At 46.6% G+C, this 18,800-nt stretch carries 20 protein-coding genes and 12 tRNA genes; 3 read left to right on the plus strand and 29 right to left on the minus strand.

All coding sequences use genetic code 11. The features are described from left to right. Nucleotides 1-193 precede the first annotated feature (193 nt). From AC5W2J_RS11780 to acpS, 26 genes are all read right to left on the minus strand, one after another. Nucleotides 194-270 (minus strand) — tRNA-Ile (locus AC5W2J_RS11780). Between the two features lie 87 nt (nt 271-357). Further along, nucleotides 358-431 (minus strand) — tRNA-Gly (locus AC5W2J_RS11785). A gap of 5 nt (nt 432-436) precedes the next feature. After that, nucleotides 437-513 (minus strand) — tRNA-Pro (locus AC5W2J_RS11790). A 107-nt stretch (nt 514-620) separates the two neighbouring features. Continuing rightward, nucleotides 621-697: transfer RNA gene (locus AC5W2J_RS11795), tRNA-Arg, on the minus strand. Nucleotides 698-712: 15 nt separating this feature from the next. Continuing rightward, nucleotides 713-800, minus strand: a tRNA-Leu gene (locus AC5W2J_RS11800). 33 nt (nt 801-833) lie between these two features. Next, nucleotides 834-919, minus strand: a tRNA-Leu gene (locus AC5W2J_RS11805). A gap of 7 nt (nt 920-926) precedes the next feature. Next, nucleotides 927-1,001: transfer RNA gene (locus AC5W2J_RS11810), tRNA-Gln, on the minus strand. 76 nt (nt 1,002-1,077) lie between these two features. Further along, nucleotides 1,078-1,154 (minus strand) — tRNA-Asp (locus AC5W2J_RS11815). Nucleotides 1,155-1,174: 20 nt separating this feature from the next. Continuing rightward, nucleotides 1,175-1,250, minus strand: a tRNA-Val gene (locus AC5W2J_RS11820). Nucleotides 1,251-1,255: 5 nt separating this feature from the next. After that, nucleotides 1,256-1,330: transfer RNA gene (locus tag AC5W2J_RS11825), tRNA-Glu, on the minus strand. A 6-nt stretch (nt 1,331-1,336) separates the two neighbouring features. After that, nucleotides 1,337-1,428 (minus strand) — tRNA-Ser (locus tag AC5W2J_RS11830). A 2-nt stretch (nt 1,429-1,430) separates the two neighbouring features. Beyond that, nucleotides 1,431-1,505 (minus strand) — tRNA-Asn (locus AC5W2J_RS11835). A 172-nt stretch (nt 1,506-1,677) separates the two neighbouring features. Next, the gene (locus tag AC5W2J_RS11840; protein WP_496059669.1) at nt 1,678-2,124 is read right to left on the minus strand and encodes a SprT family protein; all 447 of its coding nucleotides are present in this window, start codon (nt 2,122-2,124) and stop codon (nt 1,678-1,680) included. Nucleotides 2,125-2,179: 55 nt separating this feature from the next. Further along, entirely contained in the window at nt 2,180-4,345 is a 2,166-nt protein-coding gene (locus tag AC5W2J_RS11845) for a Tex family protein (protein ID WP_496059670.1), read from the minus strand. Between the two features lie 132 nt (nt 4,346-4,477). Beyond that, nucleotides 4,478-5,086 carry a PP2C family serine/threonine-protein phosphatase gene (locus AC5W2J_RS11850; RefSeq protein WP_496059671.1) on the minus strand — a complete coding sequence of 203 codons (609 nt, stop codon included), beginning with the start codon at nt 5,084-5,086 and terminating at the stop codon, nt 4,478-4,480. Beyond that, a complete protein-coding gene (gene sigB / locus AC5W2J_RS11855) occupies nt 5,086-5,898 on the minus strand; it encodes an RNA polymerase sigma factor SigB (RefSeq protein WP_496059672.1) in 813 nt (270 codons plus the stop codon). Before sigB ends, AC5W2J_RS11850 begins: the two co-directional genes overlap by 1 nt. Next, on the minus strand, nt 5,843-6,343 hold the full coding sequence (gene rsbW, locus AC5W2J_RS11860) for an anti-sigma B factor RsbW (protein WP_496059673.1): 501 nt from the start codon (nt 6,341-6,343) through the stop codon (nt 5,843-5,845). The genes sigB and rsbW overlap by 56 nt, the downstream gene beginning before the upstream one ends. Then, nucleotides 6,343-6,675: an STAS domain-containing protein gene (locus AC5W2J_RS11865; protein ID WP_496059674.1), complete on the minus strand. Its 333-nt coding sequence runs from the start codon at nt 6,673-6,675 to the stop codon at nt 6,343-6,345. Before AC5W2J_RS11865 ends, rsbW begins: the two co-directional genes overlap by 1 nt. A gap of 109 nt (nt 6,676-6,784) precedes the next feature. Then, nucleotides 6,785-7,798, minus strand: coding sequence for a PP2C family protein-serine/threonine phosphatase (locus AC5W2J_RS11870; RefSeq protein ID WP_496059675.1), 1,014 nt, complete (start codon nt 7,796-7,798; stop codon nt 6,785-6,787). 15 nt (nt 7,799-7,813) lie between these two features. Continuing rightward, nucleotides 7,814-8,227 carry an anti-sigma regulatory factor gene (locus AC5W2J_RS11875; protein WP_120192687.1) on the minus strand — a complete coding sequence of 138 codons (414 nt, stop codon included), beginning with the start codon at nt 8,225-8,227 and terminating at the stop codon, nt 7,814-7,816. A gap of 2 nt (nt 8,228-8,229) precedes the next feature. Beyond that, nucleotides 8,230-8,586 carry an STAS domain-containing protein gene (locus AC5W2J_RS11880; RefSeq protein WP_120192689.1) on the minus strand — a complete coding sequence of 119 codons (357 nt, stop codon included), beginning with the start codon at nt 8,584-8,586 and terminating at the stop codon, nt 8,230-8,232. Nucleotides 8,587-8,641: 55 nt separating this feature from the next. Next, on the minus strand, nt 8,642-9,463 hold the full coding sequence (locus tag AC5W2J_RS11885) for an STAS domain-containing protein (RefSeq protein WP_496059676.1): 822 nt from the start codon (nt 9,461-9,463) through the stop codon (nt 8,642-8,644). A 472-nt stretch (nt 9,464-9,935) separates the two neighbouring features. Beyond that, nucleotides 9,936-10,217, minus strand: coding sequence for an antitoxin (locus AC5W2J_RS11890; protein WP_252311160.1), 282 nt, complete (start codon nt 10,215-10,217; stop codon nt 9,936-9,938). A gap of 183 nt (nt 10,218-10,400) precedes the next feature. Continuing rightward, a complete protein-coding gene (gene alr, locus AC5W2J_RS11895; protein ID WP_496059677.1) occupies nt 10,401-11,546 on the minus strand; it encodes an alanine racemase in 1,146 nt (381 codons plus the stop codon). 2 nt (nt 11,547-11,548) lie between these two features. After that, entirely contained in the window at nt 11,549-13,090 is a 1,542-nt protein-coding gene (locus AC5W2J_RS11900; protein WP_496059678.1) for an NAD(P)H-hydrate dehydratase, read from the minus strand. Between the two features lie 12 nt (nt 13,091-13,102). Beyond that, complete coding sequence (gene acpS / locus AC5W2J_RS11905; RefSeq protein ID WP_496059679.1) at nt 13,103-13,465, minus strand: holo-ACP synthase; 363 nt, start codon at nt 13,463-13,465, stop codon at nt 13,103-13,105. Between the two features lie 125 nt (nt 13,466-13,590). On the opposite strand from acpS, the gene AC5W2J_RS11910 reads away from it, so the two are divergent. Then, nucleotides 13,591-14,385, plus strand: coding sequence for a rhomboid family intramembrane serine protease (locus AC5W2J_RS11910; protein ID WP_496059680.1), 795 nt, complete (start codon nt 13,591-13,593; stop codon nt 14,383-14,385). Between the two features lie 42 nt (nt 14,386-14,427). On the opposite strand, the gene AC5W2J_RS11915 is transcribed toward AC5W2J_RS11910, so the two are convergent. From AC5W2J_RS11915 to AC5W2J_RS11925, 3 genes are all read right to left on the minus strand, one after another. Further along, complete coding sequence (locus AC5W2J_RS11915; protein WP_496059681.1) at nt 14,428-15,828, minus strand: RsiX family anti-sigma factor; 1,401 nt, start codon at nt 15,826-15,828, stop codon at nt 14,428-14,430. Continuing rightward, complete coding sequence (locus AC5W2J_RS11920; RefSeq protein ID WP_496059682.1) at nt 15,825-16,364, minus strand: RNA polymerase sigma factor SigX; 540 nt, start codon at nt 16,362-16,364, stop codon at nt 15,825-15,827. The genes AC5W2J_RS11915 and AC5W2J_RS11920 overlap by 4 nt, the downstream gene beginning before the upstream one ends. Before the next feature lie 473 nt (nt 16,365-16,837). Beyond that, nucleotides 16,838-16,981 (minus strand): BH0509 family protein, encoded by a 144-nt coding sequence (locus tag AC5W2J_RS11925; protein WP_252311167.1) that lies wholly within the window; start codon nt 16,979-16,981, stop codon nt 16,838-16,840. 181 nt (nt 16,982-17,162) lie between these two features. On the opposite strand from AC5W2J_RS11925, the gene AC5W2J_RS11930 reads away from it, so the two are divergent. After that, nucleotides 17,163-18,008: a GerMN domain-containing protein gene (locus AC5W2J_RS11930; RefSeq protein WP_496059683.1), complete on the plus strand. Its 846-nt coding sequence runs from the start codon at nt 17,163-17,165 to the stop codon at nt 18,006-18,008. Nucleotides 18,009-18,121: 113 nt separating this feature from the next. Continuing rightward, complete coding sequence (trhA, locus tag AC5W2J_RS11935; protein ID WP_496059684.1) at nt 18,122-18,763, plus strand: PAQR family membrane homeostasis protein TrhA; 642 nt, start codon at nt 18,122-18,124, stop codon at nt 18,761-18,763. Nucleotides 18,764-18,800: the final 37 nt, after the last annotated feature.

Here is an 18,800-nt window from a genome sequence, read left to right on the forward strand (position 1 = left end):
CAAGATCAAACTCTCCATGAAAGTTGATGCTTAGGTCATGCTGGTCTTACATTGCGCAGCAGGCCTTGCCTGCCGCGACTTGATATTTCGCGCGTTGTTTTCATTCCATTTTCAAAGGACACTCTTCCACCAATTGTTGTGTGGGGAAGATCTCTAATGTACCAAATATGAGTACAGTTTGTCAAGCATTATATGGTGGGCCTGAGTGGACTCGAACCACCGACCTCACGCTTATCAGGCGTGCGCTCTAACCAGCTGAGCTACAGGCCCATTCTTTATTCTGAGAATGGTTTCTACATTAACTGCAGGCATAAAAAAAGAGCAGTTCCTGTAATATGAAATTATCAGATTAAATAATGGAGCGGGCGATGGGAATCGAACCCACATCATCAGCTTGGAAGGCTGAGGTTTTACCACTAAACTACGCCCGCATAAATGGTCGGGAAGACAGGATTCGAACCTGCGACCCCTTGGTCCCAAACCAAGTGCTCTACCAAGCTGAGCTACTTCCCGTTTTCGAAAAAAATAAAAGCATATCGTTATTACTCTATGCTTTGATCTTAATCAAGATTTATCATTTAAGCGTATATAATCATTCGTATGAAATTTATTAAAAGAAATGGTGCGCCCGAGAGGACTCGAACCTCTAACCTTCTGATTCGTAGTCAGATACTCTATCCAGTTGAGCTACGGGCGCCCGATAATATTTATATGGTGCGGTCGAGAGGACTTGAACCTCCACGGGATTTAACTCCCACTAGGCCCTCAACCTAGCGCGTCTGCCATTCCGCCACGACCGCGCAAACATTGTTTTAAGTATAAGGTAAATAAAATGGTGCGGGTGAAGGGACTTGAACCCCCACGTCATAAAGACACTAGATCCTAAGTCTAGCGCGTCTGCCAATTCCGCCACACCCGCAAATAAGTGGCTGGGCTAGCTGGATTCGAACCAGCGCATCACGGAGTCAAAGTCCGATGCCTTACCGCTTGGCCATAGCCCAATATTAAGGAAGTAATGCTTCCTAGTTAGCCATTATAATACATTAGTTGATATTTTTCAAAGGAACATAATTTAAATGGCGGTCCGGACGGGACTCGAACCCGCGACCTCCTGCGTGACAGGCAGGCATTCTAACCAACTGAACTACCGGACCATTTAATGATAAAGAGTGAATGGTGGAGGATGACAGGATCGAACTGCCGACCCCCTGCTTGTAAGGCAGGTGCTCTCCCAGCTGAGCTAATCCTCCATTATTGGTGACCCGTACGGGATTCGAACCCGTGATACCGCCGTGAAAGGGCGGTGTCTTAACCACTTGACCAACGGGCCGAATCATGGCGGAGAAGGAGGGATTCGAACCCTCGCGCCGTTTACACAACCTACTCCCTTAGCAGGGGAGCCCCTTATAGCCACTTGGGTACTTCTCCATTGGCTCCACAGGCAGGATTCGAACCTGCGACCGATCGGTTAACAGCCGATAGCTCTACCACTGAGCTACTGTGGAATGTGCATTATTTTGATGCGACATTCAGTAGTTTACATGATAGCGCATATGATGTCAATAGAATATTTATTTATTTTAAATGGCTTTACAGAGGCAGTTACCAGCGTTTTTGCCGGTTGCTCTCAAGCGACTTTTATAATGTACCACAGCATACAAAATAAGGTCAAGCGATTTAGGAAACTTTTTTTAATTTCCCTTTGCATCCGCCGCATACATACTTCGATGTATCGATGCGCCGCTTCCTGTAAAAGAGGCTTCCGCACCTGATGCATCGGTATTTGTGCTTGTATACCTCCTCTTTTTCGTCCACTGCTCTGCAGTGCCGGGCTCCCCCTGTTTCTGCAAGAAGCTTTTTAAAATCTGCATCCCGGTGCCGATAGCCTTTTCCTTCTATATGAAGATGATAGTGGCAGAGTTCATGTTTGATGATTGAAATTAATTCCTCACGCCCATGTATCTGGTAATGCTTTGGGTTCATTTCGATGTTATGGCTCTGCAGCATATAGCGGCCTCCGGTTGTGCGGAGCCTGCCGTTAAATATACACCGATGAAGAAACGGCCGGTCAAAATGAGAAATGGAAATGTCCTCTGCGAGCTTCTGCAGGTCCTCGTTGTTCATCTGCTCCCGCCTTTCTATCAAAAAAGAGCGCCTGCAGCCAGGCGCTCTTTCCAGTTTATTTGGTTGGTTCAATCATCGTCAAGGCAATTCTTCCTTTTTTTGAATCCACGCTGTCTATCCAGACCGGAATAATATCTCCAACTGAGACTGCTTCCATCGGGTGTTTAATAAATCGCTTGGCCATTTTTGATATGTGTACCAGTCCATCCTGCTTCACACCAATATCGACAAAAGCCCCGAAGTCTACTACATTGCGGACGGTTCCCTGAAGCTCCATCCCCTCTTCCAGATCTTCCATTCTCATAATGCCTTTTTTCAAAATAGGCTTGGGCAGGTCTTCCCGGGGATCCCGGAGCGGCCGCTTTAAATCTTCGATAATATCCCGGATAGTCGGCTCCCCGGCATCCAATGCTTCCGCGGACTCTTTGATGGAAAGTCCGGAGAGCTTCTCAATAAGCTCAGGGCTTCCCGCTTCGGCCGCCGATGCATCTATAGAGGCAAGCAGCGCTTTGGCGGTTTTGTAGCTTTCCGGGTGAATCGCCGTTTTATCGAGCGGTTCTTTCCCATCGATAATACGCATAAATCCGGCGGCCTGTTCATAAGCCTTGCTCCCGAGTCTTGGGACCTTCTTGAGCTGCGCACGGCTTGTGAAGCTGCCATTCTCTTCTCTGTACTTAATGATATTGCCCGCTACTGCTTTCGAGAGACCGGACACATATTTTAAAAGGCTCGGGGACGCCGTGTTTACATTGACCCCGACTTTGTTTACCGTCGTTTCCACAACAAATGCAAGAGAATCGTTCAGCTTTGACTGTGTCACATCATGCTGGTACTGGCCCACTCCAACTGATTTCGGATCAATTTTAACGAGCTCTGCCAGCGGGTCCTGAAGTCTTCTTGCAATCGACACACCGCTTCTCTGCTCCACGGAAAGATCGCCGAATTCTTCTCTGCCCACTTCCGAGGCTGAATAAATACTCGCCCCTGCTTCGTTAACTATCAGGTAGGCCGCATCATGATCCCATTCCGTAATGGCTTCCGCTACAAACTCTTCCGTTTCCCTGGAAGCCGTTCCGTTGCCGATCGCAATCACTTCCACGCTGTACTTGTTAAGCAGCTCTTTCAGCACTTTTCTAGATTCTTCTACTTTATTGACCGGCGGAACGGGATAGATAACCCCTACGTGAAGAAGCTTTCCGTTCGCATCCACAACCGCGATTTTGCAGCCTGTCCGGTAGGCTGGATCCAGCCCAAGCACTACTTTGCCTTTCATCGGCGGCTGCAGCAATAGCTGCTTTAGATTCTCTGAAAAAATGTGAATGGCCTGTTCTTCACCTTTTGCCGTGAGTTCATTGCGGATTTCCCGCTCGATAGACGGTGCAATCAGCCGCTTATATGCGTCTTCATAGGCGGCTTTTACATGTTCAAGCGCCGGTGAGCCGTATCGTTTCACGATTTTCTTTTCTATCATCTGAAGCGCACGTTCCTCTTCTATCGAAACAGAAACTTTTACCACTTTATCTTTTTCCCCGCGGTTCATCGCCAAAATACGATGGGACGGTACTTTACGAACTGCTTCCTGATACTCATAGTACATTTCATACGTCCCGGCTTCGTCGACTGCTCCTTTTTTCAGCTTGGAGGAAAGCAGACCGTGGCGGAACGTCTGCTCGCGCAGTTCTTTGCGGATGGATGGATTGTCCGACACCCATTCCGCTATAATATCACGTGCTCCCTGCAGGGCGGCTTCGACATTTTCTACATCCTGCTCTTCGGACACATACTTTTTTGCTTCTTCTTCCGGACTGCCTTCTTTTGGCAGAGCAAAGAGATAAGAAGCTAACGGCTCAAGGCCTCTGGCCGCTGCCGATGTTGCCCTTGTTTTTCTTTTCTGGCGGTACGGACGGTAAATATCTTCTAATTCCTGCAGTTTTTCCGCAGCTTCAATAGATTTTCTAAGTTCCGGCGTCAGCTTATCCTGTTCTTCAATCAGACGGGAGACTTCTTCTTTTCTTTGCTGCATCTGTCTTGTGTATTCCCAGCCGTCCTGAACATTTTTAATCTGCACTTCATCTGCGCTGCCTGTCTGTTCTTTCCGGTATCTCGAAATAAACGGTACTGTATTTCCTTCTTCCAGCAGTTCAATAATATTACGCACCCATTTTTCCTGCATGGAAAGGGAGGTGGAAAGTTTCGTTACAAGCTGGTCTTGTTTCGTCATATATAAGAAACTCCTTTTCGTTCAATATGTAAGATCTCTTCAGCCTCATTACTATAACATGAAGGCCCGGCTATCCCAAACCGGCCTTGTTTCCGGATAAAAAAAAGAGCCTTTCTGTTTGGCAGGAAGGACTCAAGATTCATATAATGACCCTATTAATACCGTGCGGTCATCCTTGGTTTTCTGGCTCTTCTCTGCTAAATATCTCATGGATACATCGGCAGACCGAAGATCTATCATCCAATTATACTCTTCCTGGCTTATGGAAATCCCATCGGAATGTAGAATAAAGTGCAGATTCTTTTTATAATAATAGTGCTCCAGGCGATAATGGAATTTCCGGCCTGATAAAAAACCGGGTGCCGGAAGCGGACGATGGGCTTTCTGGTCATCTGCTGCTATAAACGAGCCGATGTTCCCAATATTGCCGTATACTACTTTGTTTTCATCAAATAATACTTTAAGAATAGTGATAACCGTTCCGCGTTCTCCGCACAAATGCCGATTGCACTCATCCATCAGATCCGGAACGGTCCACTCATGATGGTTCCGGAGAATTTCCATCGCAATATCAGAAGACTTAAAAGCATATTCTCCGCTCCCCAGTCCGTCAGCTACTGCACATAGAAAGTAATCCTCTGTTTCTATCATCATGAAAGAATCCCCGCACAGGCGGTTTCCTTCTTTTTCTTTTTGGTACACAACGGTTTTCACTTTGTCATACGTTCTGCTCTCAATCATCACAGACACTCCGAAGGCTCTGTTCGAATGGAATCTCTCAGTTTTTGAAGCGCTCTTCTCTGAAGCCGCGATACATGCATTTGGGAAATTCCAAGCTTTTCTCCCGTTTCTTTCTGACTTAAATTTTCGAAATACGTACATTTCAAAATTTCTTTCTCACGCTCAGTCAGAACAGTGAATGCTTTTTGAAGCAGGAGCTGCTGATCAGTTTTTTCGTAGCCTTCATCGGTTGCCCCTACAAGATCCAGAAGTGTAACGGCACTGCCTTCCTGATCCGCTTCAATAGAACGGTCCACCGACAGGGCCTGATAGCTTTTCCCCATTTCCATGGTTTCCAGTACTTCTTCTACTGACACTTCAAGGTAAGCGGCGATTTCATCCACCTGCGGGGAACGCTGGAGATCACTCGTCAGCTCTTCTACTGCTTTTTTGATTCTTGGGCCAAGTTCTTTTATGCGGCGCGGTACATGAACGCTCCACGTTTTGTCACGGATAAACCGTTTGATCTCGCCGACAATCGTTGGGACAGCAAATGATTCAAAGCTGCGGTCAAATGAGTGGTCAAACCTGCGCAGTGCTGCAAGCAGACCGATCATACCTACCTGGTAGAGGTCATCATCATGATCCTGGCCGCGGGAGAATTTTCTAGCAAGCGACTGAACAAGCGATTCATAATGAAGAACAAGCTTTGTCTGCACTTCTTCGTTGCGGTTAGTTTGAAATTCTTCAATCCACTCATATACATGGGTATTGTCTTTATTGTTTCTGCCCCTGTTCTTGTTTGTCTGCTGAGGTCGGGATTCCGTTGACATGCTGCTCCACCCCATCTCTATGAAGGAACTTGGTCATAACGATCGCAACACCTGATTCATTGCTGATCTCTACTTTATCCATCAAGGTATCAATAAGGAAGAGTCCCAGGCCACCTTCCTTTAATTCTGAAACAGGCTTGGAACTGTCGATAGGTCCGATGTTTTCAAGCAGGTTGCTCACCTCTGTGCTTTCACCCCGGTCTGCCACAATGATTTGGATGCGGTCTTCGCGGATAACACAGGAAAGAAGCATATACCCTGATTTTTCGTAAGCATGATTCACAACATTTGTACAGGCTTCTGCTACTGCAATTTTCATGTCTTCAATATCATCGTATGAGTATCCTGCTCTGCTTGCAATTCCCGAGATTGTGAGACGGACAACGCCAACATATTCCGCTTTGGCAGGAACTTTCATTTCAAAATTATCTGCATGATCAGTCATTATTGCGTTCCCTCCTTTTTCCCCTCTTCGATGTCAATCACTTCGTCCAGGCCTGTAATGGAGAAAAGTCTCATCACTCTTTGATTAAGTCCAACAAGACGAAGCCTGCTGTTGTTTGCTTCTGATGACTTTAAAGCGCCGACAAAGACGCCAAGCCCTGTGCTGTCGATATAACTTACATTCGTTAGATCTACCGTAACGGACTCTCCGTCTTTTTCTGTTAATGGTTCAATAGCTTCTTTCAGCTGAGGGGCCGTATAAGCATCTACTTCCCCCTCTATATATAGGACGGTTTCTCCTATGGACTGCTCGGTTTTGATATCTAAATTCATAGTATATTTCCTCCTGTTTCCTTTTTGCCGATTATATCTATAATTGTAATAAAATGAATGGTTTATCGAATGATCTTATCCATTTATTAGTTCCCGCTTTTATTTTCTATTAAACCTCCCGGCGGATAATGATCAGCGTAAAGTCATCGCGCAGCTGGAACCCCTGCAGCTTCTCGAGCTGATAGAATACATTTTCCACAAGCTCCTGGGCCGGAAGGTGTTTATAATCGCGGATCAGGTTGGTGATTTCTTCGCGCTCGATAAATCCGTCATCGGTTCTGCATTCGGTTACCCCGTCGGATAACAGAACGATAAAATCGCCCGGCTCTACTTTTTTATGGTATTCCAGAAAGCTGCTGTCTCTGCGGATTCCTAAAACAACGCCTTTTGCCGATAGTTCATCAAAGCTGTCTTCTGCATAGTTATAATAAAACCCGGGTTCGTGTCCGGCGCCTGAATAATAAAAGTGATGAACACGCGGGTCGTAGGAGCCGTACATCATTGTAATAAACATATTGGCCGCTACGTTTTGTTCCACCACCCGGTTTAAGTTCTCCAGAAGAGCGCCCGGCTGCAGGCGCTGTTCCGGATAACTGTCCATCGCATATTTAATCATGGACATACAAAGAGCCGCAGGGACGCCTTTTCCGATAATATCGGCAATAGCCATGCCTACGCATCCATTTTCATCTTTTACAAAATGATAATAGTCCCCGCTCATTTTCGAAGCAGGGACACTAAGTACGCCCACATCAAGATCCTGTACAAACGGAATCTCTTTAGGGAGAAAAGTCTGCTGCATGCTTGCAGCCACGTTAATTTCGTTTTCGAGTTCCCGCTGTTTATCCCTCAGGCTCTGGTGCTCGCGGTATGCGAGACCGTACCCCATCATGACCTCCAGCAGAAATTCAAATGAATCCACTGCGCCTTCCGGCATGTAAGGAAACAATTCTTCAATTGCTTCTATATGAAGACTCACTACTTCTTCAGGTGAAATTTGATTTTCCAGCACCTTTTTGCTGAACTGCTGGGCATAATACAAGCCCTGTTCATTTTTTTCCTTCAAATAGGTGACAAGAATTTTCCGGTATTGTTCCTGCATGATACTGTAAGAATCAGCCAAGTGTTAAATCCTCCTTTACCTGAGCCATTTAACTGCCGTTATAACCGTTCCTTCTCCAACGACAGAATCGATATCAAAATCATCCATTAACCTTTTTACACCCGGCAGTCCTGCTCCAAGTCCGCCGGACGTTGTAAATCCGTCTTCCATTACTTCGCGGATGTTTTTGATTCCGGGACCACGGTCTTTTGCTGTGATTTTGATGCCTTTTTTAGCTCCGCTGCTGTGATACTGTTCGATCGTCTCTATAATAATTTCGCCTTTTTCCGCGTAGAGGTATATGTTTCTTGCCAGTTCAGATATCGCCGTTGTTACACGGGCCTGATCTACACTTCCAAATCCGATTTCTTTTGCAAGATTTCGTCCGGCCTGCCTGGCCGAAACAATGCCCCATTCTGTATGCACTTCAACGCTGGATTGAACACTCATATTCATTCCTCCAGTTCCTGTTGAAGTTTCTCCAAACCTTGTTCAAGGTCTAGAGCGGTAGGAACGTCGTCCAAAATAATACCCATATCTATTAAAGTGATGGCAACCGCCGGCTGAATTCCAGTCATCACTACTCTGGCACCCATAAGATTAGACATTTCTACGACGTCGCCTAGAACTTTTGCTATAAAAGAATCAATCATTTCTACTGAGGTTAAGTCAATAACTACCCCTGCAGACCCTTCCTGGTGAATCTTGTTTAACAGATCCTCCTGAAATTGAAGGGCGGTCTGGTCATCTAAATCTACTTGAACCGATATAAGCAGATACTGCTGAAGCTTCAATATTGGAATTCGCACGTCGGACCCTCCATTCTATAACTGCTCTGCCGTACATAGATACTCTTTATTCAATCTACACATTAATGATCTGGCGCTTTGTCAGCTCCATGCCCGTTTCAATTCCTTTACGGAGACTGCTCTTCGTTGGGAATTTCCCCAGGTCAATTCCCAGGTTGACTATCGTCTGGGCAATTTCAGGCCGGATGCCTACAAGAATACACTCTGCCCCAACGAGCCGTACGGCTTCTGACGCCTGAATAATATGATGGGCCACCATCGTATCTACGACCGGTACTCCGGTAATGTCAATAAGAACCACCTGGGAGCGGTGTTCGATAATGCCGTCAAGCAGATTCTCCATAATCAACTTGGCACGCTCCGTATCAATGGTGCCGATAAGCGGCATGACGCTGATGTTATCAAATACCGGAATGAGCGGCGCGGACAGCTCCTTTAAAGCAAGACGCTGCTGGTGCAGCGTCGTTTCCCAGGAACCGGAGTATTCGTCGACGAGCTGATTGACCATTTCGTCGACCCACTCTTCAATTTCATAAAATGTTTCGTACATTTTTTTGGAAGGAATCTCGCTCCCTGAGCTGATGCTCTCGAGCACCACCCGGCGGAAAGTCTGCATTCCTTTGGTAAAATAACTTAACGGCCATCCCATTCGAATAAGCTTTTCAGCAAAGCTGCGTAAAAATGCGCGTCCATCTTCCAGCTCTACATCGAATGAATTAAAAATCAAGGTAACGAATTCTTCGTTTGTATTTTGAAAAAGTGTTTTGGGTACCTTTTCCTTAAATACATCATTTCGCACCTGATTCATTTTTTCCGACCAGTTTTCATTAATTTCGTTCCGCTGATTATAAATCATTTCCAAAACAGCTGCATGCATAAGTAATTCCTCCACTTGAACTTTAATTGCTCTTATTTATTTTTCAAGTCCGTCTGCTGGTATGTGAAAGGAGGCTGTTGTTTTTACAGCGCTTGGCTTTTTCATCGATGAGGAAGAGAAAGCTCTCCTTTTTCTATAATTATGATTATTTTTTTGTGACCGGGTATAGTAGAATACGTTCTTATGAAGCTTTTACCTTTTATACATACGCTTCGTTTTTTATCACAAGTACTGCTATTATTTCACGTCTGTACGACAACCGCAAATATATTGCCGTATACTGGAGTATAATTTTCATTATACCAGTCCTTGCAGCAGATTTGCAGAACAAATTAAAGCCCGCCTCCGCACAAAACGGGAGTACCGGCTGTACATTTATTTATGTACAGCCGGTACTCCCGCATGCAGACGATGAAAATATTAAATTGATAAGTTTAAGGTCTTACAGATTGTGAAAGAATATTATAAGTGCTTATACCCCGCTTACTAAACGTGTGTCCATAGAATGTTCGGCTTCCGCTTCTGCAACGAAAGATTCTGAAGCAATGTGCAGGTTGATCTGCGCCATCTCTACATAACCTTTTTGCATCGATTCACGAGCTTTAATGCGCTGAGATTCCCTCAAATAAAGCTCAGTGGCTTGATGAATGAAATCATCCCGATTTTCCCTGCCCTGGTCCAGAATGCCGTCCAGTTCACTAAGAAGGTACTCCGGAAGACTCACCTTAATCTGTTTGGTGTTCCTTTGAAACATGTCACACACACCTCCAGCGTAAGACCTCAACTGTGCTCACTTCCTACTTCATATAATAGCATTTGTAGAAGCGGTTTGCAAAACCGTTTTTTTCATGTGCGCTCTACTCCTGCTGTGACGGAGAAAACAGCTGTTTCGGCCTGATGTTCATTATGGTTTATATCGGCTCCCGCCTACAAAAGTTTAGCTCCTGCCGCTGATATATTTCCTCGGAACGCGCTTGCTGATCATACAGGGAATTTCATAGGTAATGGTTCCCAGTCTCCGGGCTGCATCCAATACGGTGATTTCCTTTTCGTGATCTTTTCCGAGCAGCGTAACCTTCGTTCCTGTCGCCGCCGGTCCGGGGAGACGCACCATCATCTGGTCCATACACACCCTTCCGACAATCGGCGCTTCTTCTCCGTTGATGAGCACAATGCCTCCATTTGTGGAATGATGCCGGTTCCAGCCATCCGCATAGCCGATCGGGACCGTTCCAATATACTCTTCTGCTTCCGCCGTGTAAGTCGCCCCGTAGCTGATGCTTTCTCCGGGACTGATTTTTTTGACCTGCACTAACCGGCTGTACAACGAAAAAGCCGGCTGCAAAGGAAAAGGCAGCTCCTCATTAATATCAGGGGAGGGCGTTAACCCATACATTGAAATGCCGAACCGGAACATCGAAAAGCAGCGGTCCGGAAATCTCATTCCCGCTGCACTGTTCCCGCAGTGGATATATGGAGGCAGTTTCACAATTCCGCCGGCAAGCTCCACGATTTCTTTAAACCGTTCATGTTGCTTATAAAAATAAGCGGTCTCCTGCTCATCGGCAGTAGCAAAATGCGTGAAAATCCCCTCCAGATAAAAAGCAGGCAGTGAAGTTAACGATTCCAGAAAATCGGTTATTTCCGCATTGCTGCGCAGGCCGATCCGCCCCATGCCGGTATCCGTTTTTAAATGAATCGACAGCGCCTGTCCCGGTTTCAGGCCGGCTGACGCTTCCTCGAGCCATTCTTTTTGAAAAACGGTAAGGCTGATATTGTGCTGCCGTGCCATCTCCGCATCTTCCGGCCTCGTACGGCCGAGCACAAGAATAGGAAGATCAAGTCCCGCCTCGCGGAGCTCCAGTGCCTCTTCCAGAATCGCCGTGCCTAAAAACACTGCCCCTCCACGAACGGCGGCTTTTGCCGCCTGTACAGCTCCGTGCCCGTACCCATCTGCTTTTACAACCGCCATCACATCCAGCTGGTTTCCCGTGCTTTTTAATACCTGCTCGACGTTGCTCGTAATGCTTCCGAGGTCTACTTCGACCCAGGTATCTCTATAAGAATGCTCTCGAAAGGCCATATTTATCTTCTCCTGCTGTCTTGGAATAATTGCACGCTTTTAATTGCTTTAGGAATATATGCCGCTAGTTTGGATGCGCGCAGGGAGTAATCTGTTTCTTCCTGACAAACAGCCAGATCTGCTGCATGGCCGTGCAGAAATACGGCATTGTTAACCATGGCTCCGGTGTTTTCTCCCTGCATAACCTGCCCGAGCAGGATGCCGGTGAGGGTGTCCCCTGAACCGCCTTTTGCAAGACCGGCATTGCCGGTTGTCAATACGGCCTGCTTTTCATCCGGGGTTGTACAAATCGTATTCGGTCCTTTCAGTACAAGAAAACACTCCATTTCCCGGGCATACTGCCTGGATAAAGAAAAACGGCGCTTATTCACCTCTCCCGGAGTAGTGCCGGCCATGCGGGCCATCTCTCCGGGGTGCGGCGTTAATACAAGTGGTGCCGTTCTTTCTTTCCGCTCCTGCTCCAGCTCCGGAAGCCAGTACAGGGCATCGGCATCGAGTATTAATATCCCCGTTGTTTCCACAAGTGCCCGTCTGACGATTTCTTTTGCTTCATTCAAACGTCCCAGTCCCGGACCGATCGCTACGGCATTATAGCGTTCAAACCCGAAATCCTCCCGAATGCTTGCTTCGGCCAGTTCTCCCTCATTTTCCGGCAGTCTTAAAAAGGTCGTTTCCGGTACCAGCGAGGCCGTTGTATACATAAGCGATTCGGGCACAGCCGTTGTTAACAGGCCGGCGCCGCTTTCTAGTGCTGCCAGGGCTGCAATCGCAGGAGCTCCGGCCATATTTCTTGATCCGCCGATCAACAGACCGCGGCCGTGGCTGCCTTTGTGCGCATTTTCTTTTCGTTCAGGAAACGACGCGGCCGTTTCGGCCAATCCCCACTCTACCGCTTCGCTGCCTGCTTTTTTCCATACAGCACGGGGCATTCCGATAGATACCGTCTCCTGCCGGCCGTAGTGGTCTTTTGCCGGAAATAAATAAGCACTCAGTTTAGGACTTTCCAGAATGATCGTCACGTCCGCTTTTACAGCGGAGGAAGGCACCTCTTCTTCTCCGGAAGGAACGCCGGACGGTACATCTATGGAGACAATCGGTTTGTCAGTTTCACCTAACATTTGTACAGCCTTGTCAAAAGGAGGTTTCACTTCCCCTTTAATGCCGGTGCCAAGCATAGCGTCAATAAGAATGTCATACGCCTCTGCCTGAAAAGCCAAAGCATCAAACGCCTGCGCCGCAAAACCTGACTGTTCGTACAGCTTCTGGTGGTAAAGAGCTGCCCCCTTCAGGCTGTCGGTACTTATCGAAAAGACGTCCGTCTGCACTCCAACGTTTTCAAGCGTTCTCGCTATAGTATAGCCGTCGCCGCCGTTATTGCCCTTGCCCGCCAGAACAGCCGCACGCCGGATATTAGGATACAGCTCCATGATCTTTGCGGCCGCTGCCCTGCCGGCATTTTCCATTAAAAGCTCTTCTTTCATTCCGATGTCTTCTATCGCCAGTCTGTCGGCTTCGCGCATCTGATCTGCTGTGACAATTCTCATGTTTCCACATCCTTACTCTTCTATAATAACCTGGGCCGCTGCCCATTCCCTGCTGTGGGAGATACTCACATGCATTTTCGCCTGCGGCACGCCCTCTACCTTTGCATACAGCACGGGACGGCCGTTCGGCTCGTTGAGTACTTCGATATCCCGGAGCCCATAGGCTTCAGAAATGCCGGTACCGGTAGCTTTTACAAAAGCTTCTTTCGCAGCAAAGCGGCCGGCTGCATACTCCACCCGCCGTTGTCCGGTCAGCTGGCGGAATACCTCTTTTTCTTTATCTGTAAAAATGCGGTCTGCAAACTTCTCGTTTTTATCCAGCAGCCGCTCTATTCTTTTTAATTCTATAATATCTATGCCGATTCCGTGAATCATAACGTTTCTCTCCTCTTTGAGTATCACTGGTCGCCTTCAAAAGATAACTTGTGCTAAAATCAAAAAAGAAATACCGCTCGCCAGACACGCGGCAGATCAAATTATTATATTAAAAGGGGCGCTCTATGTTTATTCGAAATGAATCATTTTATTCGTTCAGAAAAAATTATCCTGTCGTTTTTTCTCTCGTCATTATACATATCATTTTATTTGCGTGGATGAACCTGACTACCCTGACGAACGGGTTGATTCCATTCGGAGACCTGATCTTTCAGCTTGGCGTCGGCTTTAATGCGGCCATCGCTGCGGGCGAATGGTGGAGGCTGTTTACTCCTGTATTTCTTCATCAGGGGCTGACCCACGTCATCCTGAATTCCTTTGCCCTTGTGCTTTTTGCTCCGCCGCTCGAGCAGATGCTTGGCAAAGCAAGATTTATTCTTGTCTACGTGCTCATGGGCCTGCTCGCCAATGTAGCGACTTTCTATTTGGGGGGAGTGTATTATTCCCACCTCGGAGCATCCGGCGCCGTTTTTGGTGTATTCGGCATTTACATGTATTTAATCTGGAAACGCAAAGACCTGATCGACGCGGCCAGCGCCCAGCTTATTCTTATTCTTACGTTGTTCAGTGTCGTTATGACGTTTCTGTCTCCTAATATTAACGTATACGCACACATTTTTGGGCTTTTTTCCGGCTTTCTGCTGGCGCCTTTCTTTTTGCGGAACGCGACGCCGTTTTTCAGCGTACAGCATTCCAAAGCCCCGGCCGAAGAACCGGTGTTCAATCCAAACCGCTGGAAAGGACGACGCCGCAAATTCCGCCCCCCTATCGGTCAGCGGCTGCCCCGTTTGATTGGCTATGCGTTTGTTGCATTAATTGTTATCGGACTGCTGGCCAGAGCAGCAGAATTTCTCTTTTAAACGAAAAAGTCTTTCTATCCTTTAAGGATAGAAAGACTTTTTTTATTCAAATGTGACAAAGTTTGGTGCTTCCGGCACCTCAAGAGATTCTTCCGGCAGCCAATCGGCATTGCTTTCGGAATTTTCTTTTTCGAATGTGACGGTTTCATACCCGAAGTCCGAGGCGGCAAACAGGACAGCATCTGTAAAAATGTTGCTGTTCCAGCTCTCCGGCAGCTCCGAGGATTCTGTAAACGTCACAGTGGCATTGGTGCCCTCCCCTTCGACTGCGGCTACATCAAGCCCTTCCGGCATTGGTGATTCCAACGCTTCGTTTTCAGGGTCGGTTTCCATCTGCTGCAGCGTTTCTTCAAAGGAGAATAACTCCCCCTGCTCATTCGCTGTCGGCTGACCTGCCCCTTTAGCACTGACCAGAAGAGTCACATCCTGGTCGGAGGAGTAGGCGAAGTATCCACGGTTCTCTCCCTGCAATAAATAATTCTCGAGCAGTCCGTAATTTCCGAACTCGACGCCCGGTTCTTCATTTTCGGAAAACTGAATTTCCGATACATCCGTGTAGCGGAGGCTTTCTTCCAGGCTGTTTAAAAAGCTTTCTCCCTGAGCACTGCTTAAGCTCTGCTGGGATTCTCCAAAATCGGCCTGCCAGGCACTCGATCCGTCCTCTGCGCTGCTCCATCTAATATTTTGAACAACAGAACCGGAAAGACCGATCTCCTCACCCGCATAATTGCGGTTTAACGCTTCAAAAAAAGCGGGAGCTGAGTCCAGGGACCCTTCAATTAAAAAGGTGACCGGAACCGTAATATCATACTGCGCGTCCTGGAGCGGAATCGTTACTGGAACGGTTCCCTCTTCTACTTCACTGGAAGGCAGTGCACGCAGATAGTCATTTGCGATCCACTCTTCTTCTACTGCCGGACTTTCATCGCGGCTTTCCGCCGCTTCTGATGTTTCCAGACGGGCCGGTTCATCGGTTTCCTGAGCTTCCAGCGCCTCAAGTGTTTCTTCTTCCGTCATTTCTTCTTCCGGTGCTTCTTCCTCCGCTGCCTCATCGGCAGCATCCTGTTCACTTTCTTCAGTGGCAGCTGAGTCTGAAGCCGATTCATCCGGAGATGGCGGTTCACTTTCCCCATCTTCCGCAGGAGCTTCATCCTGTGCTTCTTCTGTTTCAGACGCTGTGCGTTCTTCACTTTGCTCTGTATCTGAAGACATCGGCTGGGACTGCGGGATCATATTGGGAATAATAAGGGCTAAAAGCAAAATGGCAAACACCGTTGTAATTCCCGGCACTACCCACTTTTTTCGATTATTCCGGGGGCTCTTTGCTTTTGTCTTTGCCATGACATTGTAATAAATTTCCTGTCTGCTTCGGGTGTCACGGATTTCCGGCATCTGCCGAAGCTTTTCTTCAATTGATTTTTGATCGTGTTGCCGCTGCTTCAAGGTTCTACCCTCCTTTGAGTCTCTTCTTCGTTTCCGCCCATGAGATCCTGCAGCTTTTTGATTGCCCGGTGCTGAGTGGTCTTTACTTTGCTTTCCGACCATCCCAAAACATCTGCCGTTTCTTTTATAGATAGAGAATCTACATACCGGAGCATAAGCACCTGTCGCTGATCGGACGTGCAGTTCTCCATGTACTGATATATTTCCCGGACCTCGTCTTTTGCCGTAAGAATTTCATCCGGCAGCGGAGCGGGGTCTCTTATATCTTCTTTTGAAAGCGGGCCGAGCATGCCTAGCCATTTTCTCTTTTTGCGGTTCTGCTTTCGAATCCAGTCGATTCCGACATGGCGTGCAATAGAATACAGCCATGTTTTTTCGCTGCTTTTGCCTTCAAAGGAGTCAAAGGAATGGAATACTTTAATGTATACTTCCTGGACCAGCTCTTCTGCTGCATCGCGGTCTCGAACCAGATAAAAAAGATATTGATAAAGAGAGTGGTGATAACTTTCATACAACCGCTCAAATTCATCTTGCATGATTTACACTCCCATACTTAAGTCGTTAGTTGTTTCATTGTGTTACATCATTTTTCATAAAAAGCGCCTAATTTATATTACAGTTTGATTACATTGTTATATTCTGACACGGGAACGCCCATCTGGCTACAGATGTACTGCTTCATTCTATGTATTTTTATGTAACAGCTGCTTCCCGGCCGGATTTATGATAAAAACTCTATCAGCATCTGCCATTAGAGTTTATCTGTTATTTATTTTCCTGTATCAGCTGGTAGTGATGAAGACGTAACTCCAATAAATAGCGGCATACAAAAAAATAAGCGCTAGAATAACAAATAAAATTTTTCGGTTGGACCATTTTTTCATCCTGTACACCTGCCTTATATGACTGTATTATACCACTTTTATTTCCCTGAAAGTGAACCCCCTTTTTCTTCCCATTTCCCGCAGCAAAAAAGCTTACCTCTTATAAGAAGAGATAAGCTTTTTCGTTATTCCGTTGTTTCATGCTGGAAATAAGTCTGGTCGTAGATGTGTTCAACGTCTTCGTCCGTCATTTGAAAAAACTGCGTTTCCTCTGTGCCCCGGATTTTAGAAATAAACTGGATCATGTTTTGACGCTCTCTTCTTTTCATTTCATTTCCTCCTCTGTTTTAATACAGTTTTTTTTGTTAAATGTATTATATAACAGTATAAATTTAATCGTCAACACTTTTTTTGAAATTTTTTTATTTTTCTATTTAACGTAACTCTTTTCCTATAACACCGTCTTATGTATTGATACAAAATACTTATGTTGAAGGAAGGAATGTAATAATGAAGAAAATGACATACTTACTAGTTCCATCTACCCTGTTCGTGCTGATACTTTCGGCTTGCGGAACGAGCAGCGGCTCCGAATCCGAGCAGGCTCCGGCAGATGAAGCCAATTCTACGGAAGAAACACAGGAGGAAACGGCGTCAGAAGAAACCGAGTCTGCTGAAGAGAATGAATCGGTGGAGGAAGCGGAAACAACCGAAGAAGAATCTGCTGCGTCAGAAGGAGCTGAATCTGATAACGGCGGGTCTGCTGAGCCGGCCGAATCCGAATCGGCGGAAAGCGGCGGAAACGAGTCTTCTGCTGATGAATCATCGGAAGTAACTGAAGAAGAAACAGAAGCTCCCGCTTCTGAAAATGAAGAGTCCGGTCAGGCTTCTGAGAATAATACAGAAGAAGAAACCAGCACTTCTGCGGAGGAGGAAAACACAATGGAAGAAACCGACGAAATAACGGAAACCGTTACGCTGTTCTTCTCTGATGTTCAGCTCATGGAAACATTAACGGAAGAACGCAGTGTTACAGCTGACTCTAAAGAAAATCTTCCCGCTGCTGCACTCCAGGCATGGATTTCCGGTCCGGAATCAGAAGAGATGTTCTCCCCTGTAAATCCTGAGACAACGGTTCAATCGGTAGAGGGCTCCGGCTCCCAGGCAACTGTATCCTTTTCTTCTGCTTTTGTTGAATCCAATGTCGGCTCAAGCGGAGATGCAGCCATTATGGACCAGATTGCTTCTATCATGAGCCAGTTTGGCTACAGCAGTACCCAGATCCTTATTGACGGGGAAGTAAATGAAAGTATTTTCGGCCACGTAGAAACAGGCAGCCCTATTGAAGCCAACTAAATAAGTACAACATCCCCGGATCTAAAAAAGAGCCGGGGATGTTCTTTTTTTCAGTGCAGCCGGTGGTGTGATAAACTTAAGAAAATTCATGCAGGAAAGGGTTTTTACCCGCTATGGCCAATGTTCACACATTTACTCGTAAAGAAGAAATCGTTAATGCTTCTATTCATGCTATCGGTGTACTGTTCAGCATTGCGGCGCTTGTTATTCTGCTTATTCATGCCGGAACCCCGGCTCATGTGGTAAGCGTCAGCATCTACGGTTCAACGATGCTGTTTTTGTATATGTCTTCCACCCTTGTTCATTTTGTAAAAGAAGGAAAGGCAAAAGACTTATTTGAAATATTCGACCACGCGGCCATTTATTTGTTTATCGCAGGTACATATACACCTCTTCTTTTTCACGCATTGGATGGAGCCTTAAGCTGGACATTGTTTGGTATCGTCTGGGGCATTGCTGCGCTGGGCGTTGTCTTTAAGATATTTTTTGTGAAGCGCTTTTTGTTCTTATCTACTGTCTTTTACATTGGTATGGGCTGGATTATTGTTTTTGCCTGGGTTCCGCTCTCCGAGAACCTTCCAACCGGCGGCCTTGCACTGTTAATCGCAGGCGGTATTCTTTATACGGCCGGATCTGTTTTTTATGTGTGGCGCCGCATTCCATATCACCATGGCATCTGGCACGTGTTTGTTCTTGTTGCATCGTTTCTCCACTTTCTCGCAATCCTGCTGTATGTCCTGCCGTTGATGAACTGACCTGACACTAAAAAATTCCCGCCTTCTTTAATAAGAA

Source organism: Sinobaca sp. SA16-1, assembly GCF_059510515.1.